Below are 15,032 nucleotides of genomic sequence, written 5' to 3'. Positions count from 1 at the left end.
TAGTTTTTCTTATTATTAAAAGATGATTATTCGGGACGCAGCGCAAGTTTGGGCAACAGCCACTCATTAAACCATGCCTTGGTATCGCTATAGTCGCCAAAGCTATGCATCAATGCGGCAGCTGAGGTGTCCGAGTCAGGCGCTGTCTGCGTAATGGCTGTCGGCGTAGGCAGCTGCCCGTTATTGTTTTGCACCGTTTTACAAAAGTCATTCCAGCTGAGCGCCCGACCTTGCGCAATCAAAGCATTGGCGGTGGCAACTTGCTCGTCATGCGGGCGCGCGTCAGGTTGTACGATAAGCGGCGTCTGCTCGTAATAGACCTGCGCGATGCTGTTCAGCCCGCACGCCATAAACAAGGCATCGCTATGAATGATAAACGGGCGCACGTCTTTGACCTGTGTGGCGATATCGACCAGATGGAGTACATTATCGTCAATAGGACCGAGCGAGATGATAAAGGCATCGGGCAATAGCTCACGCAATGTGGGCAGGCGCGCATCAATCGCTTGGTGTCCGCCATAGCCTTTTATCACCGTGATGATGGGCGCGCCCTCACGATGCGGCGTAGCATCGTCTGCTAAATCATTGAGTAATGTCAAAAACTCGGAACGGGTTAAATCCGTACTGAGCGCTGTACCGATAAAGTCCAAATGCAGGCTTTTCTTTGGCATCCATGCAGGCGTGTCTATCGCTTCAAGCGCGCGCGGATACGGGGCAAGCATTGCCAGCGCACCTTTAAAAGCCTCTATGTGCGGCGTATCGTCCCGCACGCCAGTCAAACGCACGTACAGATAGGGCATGCTGATCGTGCGGCATAGCATGGCAATTTCCACACTGACATCAATAATCATTAGAGCAATCTGCCGCGCGTGTAGCGCCTGTATCAGCTGATGGCTACGCGTTTGAATGTCGCGATTGCCGACAGGGGAATAGTGTAAGCTCTCAGGCTGCCAGTATTGTCCCGCACGCCCTTTGAGCACATCGTCTGCGCGCTCATCTTCAGGCGCGAGGCGGACGACTTGCGCTTCACTGATATTGCTAAAGCTATAGTCCGCCGCAGACACGCTGGTAAAAACCGTGAACTGCGCGCGCACAGGCTCAGGCAGTAGCGCCGCCAGCTTGTCCGCCTGCCGACAATGCCCCGAGCCGTGATGATGGGCGTAATAGCCGATGCGCATCCCTTAACCCTCAGCGTGCTGGGGCAAGGTGTCGAGACTTGGCGTCGCTTGTGGTGGTGGCATCGAAGGTAAGCGCTTGGTCATGGCAGCACTGGGCTTTTGCGCTGTGGATAGCGATTGTTGTTCTGGTGTCAGCGTTTGATAATACAAATCCAAATAGCCATCGACCATCGTGGTATCGGCACAAAATAACTTGGCACGCGCACGGCACGCCGCCCGTGAGATGTTTTTGATGCTATCAAACGCTTTAATAAAGGCGGCTTTGTCTTCTTTAGCGACCACAATGCCCGTTTCAGACGTGACAATCTCCGCGCACGCACCCACATCAAAGCCAATCACAGGCGTGCCGCAGGCGAGACTCTCTGCCAATATCAGACCATACGGCTCATCCCACGTACTGGTAAACAGCATCGCCGTCGCTTGACTCAAGTAGCGGTTAATCTCTGCTTTGGTTTTGTGACCGACATAGTCGAGCAAATCGCTGCCCTGCTGCTTGTCTTGGAGTAATAACGGCGCGACAGATTGCTCAAAATACTGTGCATTGCTTTTGGGGCCTGCGATAATCAGGCGCTTGCCCGCCGCCAAGCAATATTGCATTGCCAAATGCGTGCCTTTTTCAGGGCAAATACGTCCGTACCACAGATACACTTCGTCATCGATAGGTGTCAGCTGCGCGTCAAAAGAGTCCACATCAATACCGTTATACACCACTTTAGATGGCACAAATTCGGCAAACAGTTTTTGCTGATAGGTACTAATCGAGGTGAATTGCGTATCGGTGCCCAGTTGTAGGGTCAATAATGCCAAGCGCAGCTGCGGAAAAATCGGCGTATGAAAAGTGGTAAAAAAGCGCTTGCCAAAGACCTGACCCATCATCATCGGAATATGATGCAAGCTGTGATTGTGTACCACATCAATCTCGCCGCGTTCGTCACGCTCGATGATATCGCGAAGCGCATGTTGATAGGTGAGGTATTGGTACATCTCCTCGCGCCCCATCGCCACCGACTCATGCTCGTTTGGATAGACCATCGCCTCAAATTCTTGACGCGACAATAGCGGTACAAGGGTCGCCTCCGTCTGACTGTCAGCATGCGCGTAAAGCAGCACCTCGTGCCCCGCCGCAACCAGCTTATCACATAGCAAATGCGTAATCATCTCAAGCCCGCCTGCGTAAGGCTCAGCAATCGGGTATAAAGAATGCGCAATGATAGCAATGCGTAAGGGTCGCTTCTGCGGCGTGACAGAAGCAGTGGGTAAAGATAAAAGGGTCATAATATTTCCTATGGCGGCGCTTATTCATCATCGTTATGGCCGCCGCTGTTATGGTTGTTGTTATTGAAAATAAAGGTAAAAGTCAGGATAAAAATGTGCGCAAAATAAAAAGTAAAATAAAGGTTAAAAGTTGATGGTCTGCTTATCTTGTACGCGATCAGTCGTCTTGATAAAGGGCATTTTTTGAATGTTTAGTGGCTTTACATATTCTGTATTTAATAAGGGAAAAGGTGCTGATGGTTCTGATAAAGAACGCAGGTACTCGGCCTCGCTGGCAGTGCTGTAATTGGCTAAGGCAAGTCTTGCGGCAATGAGTTTTAAACCAAAGACGGTGAGCGCACAGACAAATAGTATCGGGGAATAAGCCGCAGACAGCGGTGATACCAACAGGGCAGTGAGTGCATTTAATATCAATAGTAATTTGGGTAAGGCACGGCGATTGGCGTGCTTTAGCGCTGATTGCGTGGCATCAGGAGCGATTTTTGGGGTACACACAAAGGGCTTTTGCCGTCCCCACAATACAGGCAACCAGCACAGCGCACCCACTTCCCAAAAGTTTAAATGCATCAGCCATGTACGTAAGCGTTTAGGAATAGAATGTCGATAGCCGCGCTGCATTTGCTGGGTGAGTGGCGCTTGGTCGTGCAAATACGCCCATAAACGGCGCAGTAAAAATACGCCGTAACCTGCATAGATGACAGCCAAAATCGGTAACGCCCATGTGCTGTCGTGCCCCACTATCAAGGTGAGCGCCATCAGCATCACGGTGATAAGCTGAAGCAAGATTAAAATCCCTGTGCCGTTGACCCATGCACTGAGCTGCGACAAGTGCGCGCGCTGATAGCGGCGCTGCTCAGCTTTGCTGTGTTTGGTTGTCGCCATACTCGCGGCATACGTCGGATGCAGACGACGTAACAATGGCGCGGCAAGATAGCGACAAAAAATCTGCATATTGCCATATACCCAGCGCTGACGCTGTGCCAATAAATCACACAAGGTTGCGGGCAGCAGTCCCGTTGCAATCACTGTAGGAATAAAGGCGCTACGCATATCATGCTGATGCATGAGCACCCCCATCTGCGCGTCTTCGGTGATTGATGCGCCCGACCAGCCGCCCAGCTGCTGCAAATCACGACGGCGAATGACCGCATAGGTGCCTGTCGATAAGGCGCGTATACGATTGCGCGGCTGATATAGGTGATGGTTAAAGTAATGATTCAGCTCGCTGTGAATGTCCTCAAGATGGGCGCTGCGATAAAACTGCGGAAACTGTAATAGTGTGTGCTCAGGATAGTCGTTAATGGCTTGTACCATCGCCTCACGGGCATGCGGCAATGCTTCATAATCGCTATCCACCACCACGATATGACTACAGCGTCTGTCCATCCACGCCAGCGCCAAGTTAAGTGCACCCGCTTTGTAGCCTGCAATCTCATCAATATGATAAAAGCGCACGTTGAGCGCGGCATCTAGCGATTCACAAAAGGCGGCCAGTGGTTGATAAAGAGATTTATCCGTATGGTTATTATCAATAATTAAGATTTCATCCACTGCCTGTTTGACAGCCAATAACGACTTAATGGTTGCAATCACAATCTCAGGTGGCTCCGCTCGTGTCATTAGCTGGAAGCTAAAGGCAATCGTGGCAGTAGTCGACTGAGATGATACGGGCGCAAAAACTGTATCTTGCACACCGTGCATCATACGAGACGCAGACGTTAAAGGAGTCATAATCTTTTATTCTTATCGTTATCGAGCTGTGGACGTTGGAAACAGGGGCAGCAAATAGCGCTTTGGTTTTAATGAAATATTTAATTGGCGCTTGAGAGAACAAATTCATAGTAATACAAAGCTTGGTAACATATTGATTATTAAGTGTTAGTTTCTGCACTATCTCGTAATGTTACGTAAGTTTTTCAGTCATTAACTTAAGAAATTTAGTGAAGCATCGAAAATATAGAGATACACACCTATAAAATAAGGTTTTATAAAAGGTTTATAGCGATAGGCGTCAAAAATCTGTCTTAGTCATGTCCTTATGTTGAGTGCGTCAACGCTTGAAAAAAATAGTTAAGAATAAACCGCATATCAACCGCCATTCATGGCGCTAAACTTGTTAAAATAGGGCACCAATTTTTTATTGATGGATACTCACCTTATGACGACCGCATCATCGACGCCAACTATCAAGCAAGACCGCATTTTAATCCTCGATTTTGGCTCGCAATACAGTCAGTTAATCGCCCGCCGTGTGCGCGATTCTGGGGTATTTTGTGAGATGTTCCCTTATGACATCGACACTCAGCGTATCATCGATTTTGGCGCAAAAGGCGTCATCTTATCGGGTGGCCCTGAGAGTGTGCATGCGGACAATAGCCCGCGTATCAATGACGCGGTGTTTGAGCTCGGTGTACCAGTACTTGGCATTTGCTACGGTATGCAGGCGATGGCAGATCGCTTCGGCGGGCAAGTTCATGCCAGTGATATTCATGAGTTTGGTGCGGCGACCATCGAAGTAAATGGTCACTCGCAGCTGACTGACGGTATCGAAGACAGCAAGACTGACGGCGCGGCTGCCAAGCTAAACGTTTGGATGAGTCATGGTGATAAAGTCATCAAAGCGCCTGAAGGCTTTGACATCGTTGCTAGTACGCCAAGCTGCCCGATTGCGATTATGGCTAATGATGACAAGAAATACTACGGTCTACAGTTCCACCCAGAAGTGACGCACACCCTACAAGGTCAAGCGCTGCTAGGTCGTTTTGTCCATCAGATTTGCGATTGTGCTGGTGAGTGGACGCCAGACAATATCGCTGATATGCGTATTGCACAGCTCAAAGAGCAAATCGGTGACAAGCAAGTATTGCTCGGACTATCGGGCGGCGTGGACAGCTCAGTCGTTGCAGCACTACTGCACAAAGCCATTGGCGATCAGCTGACTTGTGTGTTTGTGGATAATGGTCTCTTGCGTCTGCATGAAGGCGATCAGGTCATGCAAGTTTTTGCAGAAAACATGGGCGTCAAAGTCGTCCGCGTCGATGCCGAAGAGCGCTTCTTAACCGCGCTGGCTGGCGAGAGCGACCCAGAGAAAAAGCGTAAAATCATTGGTAAAACCTTCATCGACGTATTCGCTGATAGTGCGCGTCAAGTGAGCGAGCAGAGCGATGGTAAAGTTGTTGAGTTCTTAGCACAGGGTACGATTTACCCAGACGTGATCGAATCTGCTAAGTCACATCAAGGTAAAGCACACGTCATTAAGAGCCATCATAACGTTGGCGGTTTGCCAGATGACTTGGCGTTTGAATTGGTTGAGCCGTTACGCGATCTATTTAAAGATGAAGTGCGTAAACTTGGTATCACCCTTGGTCTACCAGAGAAGATGATTTACCGTCATCCATTCCCAGGGCCAGGTCTAGGCGTACGAATCCTTGGCGAAGTGAAAAAAGAATACGCTGATGTCTTGCGTTTGGCAGATGCTATCTTTATGCAGGAGCTGGAGCGCTCTGGCTGGTATGACAAAACCGCGCAAGCCTTTGCGGTATTCCAACCAATCAAATCAGTTGGCGTGGTCGGTGATGGCCGCCGCTATGCGTGGGTGATTGCGCTACGTGCCGTTGAGACGGTGGACTTTATGACCGCGCGCTTTGCCCATCTACCGTATGATTTGATTGAGACAGTATCGAATCGCATCATGAATGAAATCGCTGAGGTCTCACGCGTGACGTATGATGTATCGAGCAAGCCGCCGGCGACGATTGAGTGGGAATAATCTCTACTCAGTATTTAGCTGAAATAAAAAACACTCAACTTGGTTGGGTGTTTTTTGTCTAAATTCCTGTATCAGGTGGTATAGGGTTATTTTCTTCGTACGAAAGATAGTCAAAATTGATACGTTGATATTGGCGTAAAGTACCTACAGAAATTTTAAATTCAGTGCCTACTTTAGGAACAGAGACGTCCATTCCTGCATCTTTTAATATATCGGCATATTCATTAAGTGCATCAGTAGCAGAAGCAATAGACTGATCATTAGAAGCTATACCTAACAAATTAACTGAATAAGTTTCTTCATCCTTAATATCTCGATTTGGATAAATATCAACATATATACCAGTTAGATATTCATTAGCTCGCTTAGCAATCTTTTTTCTTTTACCTTTTTTATCAGAAGACGCGATTAGCTGATCGAATTTAGTAGGTAATGCTGGTCTTTTATAACGACCAGCTAGCCAATCAATATACTGATTTAGGTTCCCTTCTAAAAAGTTAATTGAAGAATCAGGTTTAAATTCTTCAAGAAGTGACTTTTTTATTTGAATTTTTTCGTGAGCTTTTAGCTCTAAAATAACCTTCTCATCAGAGCTGTTTGAGTTGGCTTCTATATGCAATATTCTAGGATGACGATTATGGCTATACTGTTTATTAAACGCTTCAGCTGATAAAGGCCGGACAATAGAGAGCTCGATGTATTCTTCTTGCGAGGAGGCAACGTCGCATGATTGCGAGGCAACAACCAACAAGTTGTTAGCAGATATAGTGAACGTACTATCTATATCACCTATTAGCTTTGCAACTGTTTCAGGTTTGACAAAGCTGCCTTGTCGCCATCCTAATGCTTCGAGTATACGCTGCATTTAAACCTCTAAATTAAACCTAATTCAGGCGTCAGTGATTGATGAGCAAGACGTCGACCTGCAAAAATTATTTTTTCTCTATCAAGCTTTTCGTCTGTTAACATTTGCATCACGCTAGTAGAACCTAGGATAGGGGTAAACAGCTTTTCTTTATCAGTAGGAAGCTTGTTATAACTCCAGTCTTCTGCGATAACGCTTAACTCAAACACTCTTTGTCTATCTTTTTCTTTACTAATCCCTTGCTTCTCCCAGTTGTACAGTGTTTTTCTTGAGACACCAACAAGCTTAGCAAGCTCTTCATCACTCAAATCAAAATACTCTTTTATTGTCGAAAGCTGAGACTGGCGAGTATTGTACTTAACATTAATACTTGATCCGCTTGCTTGGCTCATTTTGTCAATTATATAACGACTGTTATCGTAACTGGTTGATTTCTTAAAAGCATAGGCTGGAGTAGTGGCAAGAATAGAAGCGCCTATAAAAGCGGTAGTAATGTTCTTATTTATCCAGCTATTTGCTCCATAACTGTTTTGTCTCATTTCCATGCCTCCTTGGCTTGTTCTGTTGTTACATTCCAAAATGCTTTTCGACTGATTTTATGCATGTGTGATAGCTTACTAAGTATTAATCCTTTATTAAAATCTAGTGGACCGGACTCTTCTTCCTGAGCATTCCATACATGGTCGATATCCAATAGTAGTCTTTTGACAGGCTTATCAGAAGATTTTTCTATTGCAATGGGTAAATTCTCTGCATCAGGCCAAACTAAAACTTTATCCTCACCGTATATCGAACGAATAAAAATAGCCCCTTCTGTGGTTCTCCATAAAGTTTCATTAGTCTGTCTTAGTAAGCTCCCTGACAGTTTTAAATCATCGTTGTTGTATAGTCTAGGCTGAACAAAATCTTCTATTGAGCCTTTGCCTTCAATGTTAAAAATGGTATCGCTATAACGTAAGCCAAGACCTAAACAGAGGCTTGGGTTAATAACATCTATAATAGTTTGTAATAAGAAATCACAGTTCTCTTCAAATCCATTAAAGCGTTCATATTCACTAGTCATAAACAATAAACGATTCTGGTTAACCGAAGCTGCGGTATGACTATTTTTAGAGATAAACTCCCAGTTGGCTTGAGCCTCTAAGCTTATACCGTTAGGCGACACCGTAATTTCTTGGGTCTCAGTGTTCCTTAGAATTGGTAGCTTATTTCTCAAAGCATCTTGAATCTTAGGTATGTATTCCTTTATACCTAGTATAGGAGAAAATCTAAATTCTGCTAATACAAAGACCAAAGGTTGATTTGATAACTTTTTATAGTCACACATGTTGAACTCTCAGTAAGCTGATAAGTCTATTTAAAGTTATTATATAATACACACTATGTGTAATTAGTTGTGTAATTTTTGGAAAACAATTGAGAATTCCAAAAAAAAGCAGCACCCCGAAAGAGCACTGCCATCATCTAAAAACTCATTTCTCTAAACCAATAACCTAACCCCGCACATTCACCACATAACGCCCAACCACCTTACTCGAAATAAAGCGATCTAAGTATTCAGGCGTTTGCTCAAGGGTAATTTCTTCAGCATAACCCTCAAGGTCAGGCAATTTCATATCGGTTGAAACGCGCTGCCAAATCGCTTTTTTGTCCTCAAGGGGGATAAGTACCGAGTCGACACCCAATAATGACACTGCTCTGGTGATAAATGGCATGACCGTCATCGAAAACTCCGCACCGCCCGCTAGGCCGCAACTGGTCACTGCGCCGCCCGCTTTGGTTTGCTTGAGCAAATTAGCTAGATAATCGCCACCGAGTGTATCAATGGCATTGGCCCACAGCTCACGGCCGATAGGTTTGCTACCGATTTCATTGATCGTATCGCGATGACGGACTTCGCTTGCGCCAAGATTTTTTAGATAATCGCTTTGTTCAGGCTTACCTGAGAAGGCGATAACCTCGTAGCCCAATTGACTTAATATAGCGATACTGATACTACCGACGCCGCCCGTTGCGCCCGTGACGGCGACTGGTCCGTCTTCAGGTTTTGCGCCCATTTTCTCAAGCTTTTGCACGCTTAAGGCTGCGGTTAGGCCGCCAGTACCATAAATCATTGCTTCTTTTAATGTTAATGATTTTGGACATTCTATCGCCCAATCAGCGGGTATCGAGATTATCTGGCCAAGCCCGCCTGCGGTGTCCATGCCGAGATCATAGCCGAATACCAACACTTCTTGCCCTGCGCTAAACGTGCCTGATTTGTCACTGACGACGACACCTGCCGCGTCAATACCAGGGGTATGCGGATAGTTTCTGGTGATTCTTTTATTGCCCGTGGCTGACATGGCATCTTTGTAGTTCAATGATGAATAATGCACTTCGATGAGCAAGTCATTCTCTGGTAAGTCACTGACTTTGCGCTCGTGAATGCTTTTTTTGAATTCACCGTCGTTAGTTTCTTCAACGACTAAGGCTTTAAACGTTTTCTCGTTTGACATAGTGATATCCCTATTACGTTTTATTGTTTATGTTCATGAGTCATGGCTTAACTATCGCATGCTTCATTATCTCATGACTGCAAAGCCATTAAAGCAAAAAAATCCCACTGTACTTTAGGATAAATACAAACGGGCTTCTTGTTATTTTATGCTACCTCTGATGATAATAGTCGTTGAAAGGTTAGTGTGTAAATTATAGTTTTGACAATACTTTAAAGTTACTAAGGTTTTAATAGTACCTTACCTTTTTTGCCAGATTGCACATCACCTGAGACGGCTTTGGTAATCTCATCAAGCCCATAAACCGCTTCAATTGGTAATTTTAGATTGCCGTTGGTCGCGCGCTCTAGTAGTTCATCAATCAGACGCTGTTTGTTGTCCAGATCCATTTCTTGGCTAGTTTTGCTGCCCCAGAAGCCTTTGACGATAGCTTGCTTAAAGATCAGGCTGCCAGCGTCTAGTTGCATTGGTTTACCTGACATAATACCAAACGAGACCAACGTGCCGTTGCTACCGAGTAGCGATAGCAGCTCATTGCTTGATTCGCCACCGACGGAGTCCACAGCAGCGGTGATCTTGTCCTCACCGATGATAGCGCGGACTTGGTCTTGCCAGTCATCATCAGTAGTGACGACATTGTTTTTGATATCTAGCGCGGTCAGCTCTTCTAACGAGTCTTTGCTACGCACGAGATTAATGGTGTTCACACCGCGTGCCGCTGCCAGCATGGCTAGTGTTTTACCAACAGCACCATTAGCCGCATTATGGATGATCCATTGTCCACTATCTACTTCTAGGAATTCAAGAAGCATCAAGGCGGATAATGGCATAGCAATCAGCTGCGCGGCCAGTTCGTCTTCGATGCTATCAGGGATGACAAATACCATAGTGGCAGGGGCGACAAAATACTCTGCCCACGTTTCGTGCACACTGGCACAGGCCACGCGCTGACCGATGCTTAAGTCTGTGACCTCATCACCGACCGCATCAATAATTCCTAACGCTTCACTACCGCCAACCGCTGGCATTTCTGGCTTGTAGCCGTATTGCCCGCTGACCGTTAGCATGTCGTGGTTATGAATGGGGGAAAGGATGGTTTTGATACGTACTTCGTTGGCAGCAGGCTGCGGCATAGGACGCTCGCCCACGCTCAGTACGTCGGAAGGTTTGCCAAAGTGATCATAAGTAGCAACGCGCATAAATTATCCTTAATCAATTATTTGTTATTATGTGTGTGGGTCCCAGACCAGCACGTTATGGTGTAGCTATCGTACTGTGTGATCTGGTTTAAATATAATCAGTATGGATCATACTATAGATAACAATAGACTGGTCGTCTAGTAAATAGATGATAACGTTATGTATGGTTTTGTTTCAGGTGGATTAAATGCTCAGTCATTGTCTTGACAGCATAGATATGGATTGCTGCATTTGATAAAGATGAGCAGTCGCCATACTGATCATGTACAGACATAGTGCTTGAGCCGTCAATGACACGGCGCTATATGGAAAGAGATTGACTATATAGAATAGAGGCTTAATAAAATAGCGGCTTAATAAAACTCAATGCGACTAAGGATGTGCTCCTGCACCATATAAGCACAAAAATACGCGCTGGGCCACGCCACGATAAAGGCCAATCCCCACGAGTGCATCAGCTCGGTAAAAAAACCGTCAATATAGCCCACCTTTATAAGCAATAATACGGTTGAGATGATGAGTGACATCATCATCGCCATAAGACCAGTAAAGATCAGGCGATAGTATTTGCGGCGGGTGCGTATTCTGATGGTGGGGAAGTTGGCCATAGTTTCGATTATCCTACAAGTGATAGCAGTGCTCATGATACTCCGTGATGACGGACTGGTAAAATCGTTATTATCAATCGTCAGGTTTGCTATAGATTCATAACCATCTTTTTATCTTGAGAAAAACAATATCTCTAGATAATGCGCTCTTCTAGAGAGCAACTTTTGCTACGATAATCTATGATAAGTAAGACTAAACGATAAATAGGAAAATAGCGCTATTGGATACGCAGTTTACGATGACCCAAGATTTTTATAAGCAGCGTCTGACAGATAGCGGTTTGCAAATGGTGATACCTCAAGAAGACGCAAGGGTAGAGGTGCACCGAATTATCTATGAGGAGCTGTGCCAAGGGCAGTTATTGGATAGCTCAAGAGAATATTATCAAAGGATCATTGAGCAGTTAGCTGATGCAGGCTGCGAGGGCGCGATCTTGGGCTGTACTGAGATTGGCATGCTGATTAAGCAAGCTGACAGCCCCATCCCTGTGTTTGATACCACCGCTATCCATGCGCGAGCTGCGGTAAGGTTTTTAGTGGATAAGGCAGTCGGCTAAATACTGCAAAGATAGCATAAAGCCTGCTGCGACCGTTTAGCCTTTATCGTAAGTTGGTTAATGGCTATCATGAACCTTTTTGTGCACTTTGACGATACGGCGCAGCGGTAACCGTCTCCATGGTGTCGTTGGTAGGGCAAATAGCAGCATGGTTTTGGCGATAGACCCTTTGGTAAGGTCACGCGATTTATTAGAGGGCGTACTCGTGTCGCTTAAGGTGCATCCTTATATGCCACTTTGATTGGGCTTTGATGAGTGTCAGTTGGGTTTAATTGAGAATAGATAGTGAGCTTAGGGTTGTAGTTATAACCACTACTGCTATAAAGCGCTCCTATTATAAATGACAATGCTTAAGCTATCTTGGCTAGAAAGGTAAACAAGAGCTAACGATAGTCTTGTTTATAGGCATAAGAAATAAGGGTTTGACTAGAAAGTTATAAATTAAAAAATCTAGGCACAAGTTTAGCGCTAAAATCAAAGTCAGATTTTGTTTCCACCTTAATTCTAAACAAGGATGTCTTTATGCTATTTAAACGCTTAGGCCTTGCCGCACTATTTAGTCTCTCTATCGTAGGCTGTACCACAGCGCCCAATACGCTTGCCGTTAACACTACCCAAAAAATTATCCAATATGAGCGCAATAAGTCTGATCTGGATGTCAAATCATTTACGCTAACTTCTGGCGACAAGTTAGTTTATGCCGAAAACGCCAACCTAACAGGCGAGCCCTTACTCCTTATTCACGGTTTTGGTGGTAATAAAGACAACTTCACCCGTATCGCTGATGAGTTAGAGGACTATCATCTGATCATTCCTGATCTGCTGGGTTTTGGTGAATCGAGCAAACCTATGAGCGCAGACTATCGCTCACAGGCACAGGCCACGCGCTTACATGAGCTGTTGCAAGCTAAAGGATTGGCAAGCAATATTCACATCGGCGGTAACTCGATGGGCGGCGCGATCAGTGTCGCGTATGCTGCACAGTACCCAAAAGACGTCAAAAGTCTGTGGCTTGTCGATAGCGCAGGGTTTTGGTCAGCAGGCGTGCCAAAATCGCTTGAGGGCGCAACCCTTGAGAACAACCCATTGCTGATCAATAGCAAAGAAGACTTCTACAAGATGTACGATTTTGTCATGTATAAGCCGCCTTATTTGCCCAAGTCAGTCAAAGCGGTATTCGCGCAAGAGCGTATCAATAATAAGGAGTTGGACGCCAAAATCCTTGAGCAAATCGTCACTGATAGTGTCGAGGAGCGCGCTCAAATCATCGCGAACTATCATATTCCAACGCTCGTGGTTTGGGGTGATAAAGATCAAGTCATCAAACCTGAAACGGTCAATGTGATCAAAGACATCATCCCGCAAGCGCAAGTCATTATGATGGAAGATATCGGTCATGTGCCGATGATAGAGGCAGTAGAGCAAACGGCTGATGACTATGAAGGGTTTCGTGCAACGCTGAAGGGTCAGTAATTCACAAACCTTTTATTAATCGTGTCAGTAAGGCGTCTGTACTTTCGTTTTTGACTAACGTGACGCCTTGCCCTGCCCATAACGACAGATGCTCGGCGTCCAAACGCTTGGCTGCATCCGCCCGCATAAACTTGGTCATGGCATTGAGTTGCGGGTAGGGCGGTAGCGTATCTGCACACTCAAACTGAGCAAAATCACGCAAATAGTTGTTTAATAATCCACGTGCAAGCTTATCTGAGAACAATCTGGTTAAGCGCGTCTCAGTACTGCGTAACCCTTGACTGGCATCAATAAGCGCTTGTTTATACGTATCATTAATACCGCATTGATCTGTGGTCAAAAACGCCGTTCCCATTTGCGCAAGCTCAGCACCTGCCGCTTGTACTGCCTTAATATCCTGTCCCGTCATGATGCCGCCCGCGGCGATCATTGGAATATCCGTGCAAGCGCGCGTTTGACCAATCAATGTCAGCAGCCCCATGGGGTCATTTGCGCTTTGTGGCAGCCAGCCACCGCGATGGCCGCCCGCTTCGACGCCTTGTACGCAGACGGCGTCCGCGCCAATATCCGCCCATGCTTTTGCCTCGTGAGGATGATTGGCCGTACCGACGACACGTGTGCCTAGACTCTGTAAGTGCTGCACTTGCTCGGCACTGATAATACCAAAGGTAAAGCTAGCGACAGGCACGGGGTTGTCATAGAGCACTTGTAACTGGTCTGCAAACCTAAGCGCTGGTCGCTCAGGCAATGAGGTGTCTATCTGGTTTTTTTGATAATATTCGTCTAACCAAGCAGGGATGTCGCTAGTAAAGGTATTAGACTCATGCTCAGACAACACCATTAAATTAATCATAAAAGGACGGTCGGTGCGCGATTTGATGGTATTGATTTGCTCGTTTAACACCTCAGGCGATGTGGTGCCAGCACCCAATGAGCCAAGCCCACCAAAATCACTCACTGTCAGCGCCAGCTCAGGCGTAGTCGCTCCTGCCATTGGTGCTTGGACGATGGGGTAGGTGAGGTTAAGCGTATTGAGTAAGCTCATGAATGGCTCCTTTTTATTAGGATATTTGCATGACTTACTGTAGCAGAGGTAGGCGGTGCGCGTGTTGGATAGTGTTTATTTAGTTGATGAATAGGGTGGTGGGTTTTGGTCATGCTTTTGCATTTGAGATAACTATATAAAGATTAATTCTAAAGTCTAAGAAACTTCAAGTATATTTTTTAAGAAAAATAATACTTCAGGGTATTCAACATTCATTTCGTTAATATCAGATTGTTCAATTATAGTCAATTCCACCTAAAAGTGTTATAAATTAATTATCAAATCCAATTGTTATTATAAAGACCATGACTTACTCACTAGATTTTCGCAAACAGGTACTAAAAAGCTTAGACGAGGGTATGACCTTTGCCGAGGCGGCTGAGTCTTATAATCTGAGCCCAACCACCATACAGAACTGGAAGCGGCGTGTTCATAGTAAAACAACCAGGCAAACCAAGCCCTATAAAATACCAGATGATGTGCTACTTAATGATGTCAAAGAGTATCCCGATGATTACCAGTATGAGCGAGCTCGTCGTCTAAACTGTAGTAAAACAGGCATTC

14 protein-coding genes are annotated in these 15,032 nt (G+C 45.6%); 4 read left to right on the top strand and 10 right to left on the bottom strand.

What is annotated here, in order from left to right; all coding sequences use genetic code 11:
- Window positions 1–26: 26 nt before the first annotated feature.
- From BLR43_RS07965 to BLR43_RS07955, 3 genes are all read right to left on the bottom strand, one after another.
- Window positions 27–1,178 (bottom strand): hypothetical protein, encoded by a 1,152-nt coding sequence (locus BLR43_RS07965; protein WP_093070217.1) that lies wholly within the window; start codon window positions 1,176–1,178, stop codon window positions 27–29.
- Window positions 1,179–1,181: 3 nt separating this feature from the next.
- Entirely contained in the window at window positions 1,182–2,453 is a 1,272-nt protein-coding gene (locus BLR43_RS07960; protein ID WP_093070215.1) for a glycosyltransferase, read from the bottom strand.
- Between the two features lie 123 nt (window positions 2,454–2,576).
- Window positions 2,577–4,184 carry a glycosyltransferase family 2 protein gene (locus tag BLR43_RS07955; RefSeq protein ID WP_093070213.1) on the bottom strand — a complete coding sequence of 536 codons (1,608 nt, stop codon included), beginning with the start codon at window positions 4,182–4,184 and terminating at the stop codon, window positions 2,577–2,579.
- A gap of 427 nt (window positions 4,185–4,611) precedes the next feature.
- Here BLR43_RS07955 and guaA point away from each other — a divergent pair, with 427 nt between their 5' ends.
- On the top strand, window positions 4,612–6,222 hold the full coding sequence (gene guaA / locus BLR43_RS07950) for a glutamine-hydrolyzing GMP synthase (RefSeq protein ID WP_093070211.1): 1,611 nt from the start codon (window positions 4,612–4,614) through the stop codon (window positions 6,220–6,222).
- A 58-nt stretch (window positions 6,223–6,280) separates the two neighbouring features.
- On the opposite strand, the gene BLR43_RS07945 is transcribed toward guaA, so the two are convergent.
- The 6 genes from BLR43_RS07945 to BLR43_RS07920 all read right to left on the bottom strand — a co-directional run bounded on the left by BLR43_RS07945 (window position 6,281) and on the right by BLR43_RS07920 (window position 11,393).
- Complete coding sequence (locus tag BLR43_RS07945; protein WP_093070209.1) at window positions 6,281–7,087, bottom strand: hypothetical protein; 807 nt, start codon at window positions 7,085–7,087, stop codon at window positions 6,281–6,283.
- Between the two features lie 8 nt (window positions 7,088–7,095).
- On the bottom strand, window positions 7,096–7,626 hold the full coding sequence (locus BLR43_RS07940; RefSeq protein WP_093070207.1) for a hypothetical protein: 531 nt from the start codon (window positions 7,624–7,626) through the stop codon (window positions 7,096–7,098).
- On the bottom strand, window positions 7,623–8,414 hold the full coding sequence (locus BLR43_RS07935) for a TIGR04255 family protein (RefSeq protein WP_093070204.1): 792 nt from the start codon (window positions 8,412–8,414) through the stop codon (window positions 7,623–7,625). Before BLR43_RS07935 ends, BLR43_RS07940 begins: the two co-directional genes overlap by 4 nt.
- Before the next feature lie 166 nt (window positions 8,415–8,580).
- The gene (locus BLR43_RS07930) at window positions 8,581–9,585 is read right to left on the bottom strand and encodes a YhdH/YhfP family quinone oxidoreductase (protein WP_093070203.1); all 1,005 of its coding nucleotides are present in this window, start codon (window positions 9,583–9,585) and stop codon (window positions 8,581–8,583) included.
- Window positions 9,586–9,806: 221 nt separating this feature from the next.
- A complete protein-coding gene (locus BLR43_RS07925) occupies window positions 9,807–10,784 on the bottom strand; it encodes a zinc-binding dehydrogenase (RefSeq protein WP_093070201.1) in 978 nt (325 codons plus the stop codon).
- Window positions 10,785–11,138: 354 nt separating this feature from the next.
- Window positions 11,139–11,393: a DUF2798 domain-containing protein gene (locus BLR43_RS07920; protein WP_071002646.1), complete on the bottom strand. Its 255-nt coding sequence runs from the start codon at window positions 11,391–11,393 to the stop codon at window positions 11,139–11,141.
- 200 nt (window positions 11,394–11,593) lie between these two features.
- Between BLR43_RS07920 and BLR43_RS07915 the strand changes: the two genes are divergently transcribed.
- Together BLR43_RS07915 and BLR43_RS07910 are read left to right on the top strand one after the other, a co-directional pair.
- On the top strand, window positions 11,594–11,950 hold the full coding sequence (locus BLR43_RS07915; RefSeq protein ID WP_223335369.1) for an aspartate/glutamate racemase family protein: 357 nt from the start codon (window positions 11,594–11,596) through the stop codon (window positions 11,948–11,950).
- A gap of 522 nt (window positions 11,951–12,472) precedes the next feature.
- Window positions 12,473–13,423, top strand: coding sequence for an alpha/beta hydrolase (locus BLR43_RS07910; protein WP_093070199.1), 951 nt, complete (start codon window positions 12,473–12,475; stop codon window positions 13,421–13,423).
- Window position 13,424: 1 nt separating this feature from the next.
- Here BLR43_RS07910 and BLR43_RS07905 read toward each other — a convergent pair whose 3' ends face one another.
- A complete protein-coding gene (locus BLR43_RS07905; protein ID WP_093070197.1) occupies window positions 13,425–14,468 on the bottom strand; it encodes an NAD(P)H-dependent flavin oxidoreductase in 1,044 nt (347 codons plus the stop codon).
- Between the two features lie 305 nt (window positions 14,469–14,773).
- Between BLR43_RS07905 and BLR43_RS07900 the strand changes: the two genes are divergently transcribed.
- Window positions 14,774–15,032, top strand: a 259-nt coding sequence (locus BLR43_RS07900) for an IS630 transposase-related protein (RefSeq protein ID WP_093070195.1), incomplete at its 3' end; no start/stop codon positions are given.

This window comes from Psychrobacter pacificensis (assembly GCF_900101915.1).
GTDB classification, from domain to species: domain Bacteria; phylum Pseudomonadota; class Gammaproteobacteria; order Pseudomonadales; family Moraxellaceae; genus Psychrobacter; species Psychrobacter pacificensis.
Note: the sequence above shows the minus strand (reverse complement) of the source record. Positions and strands in the feature narration are given on the sequence as shown.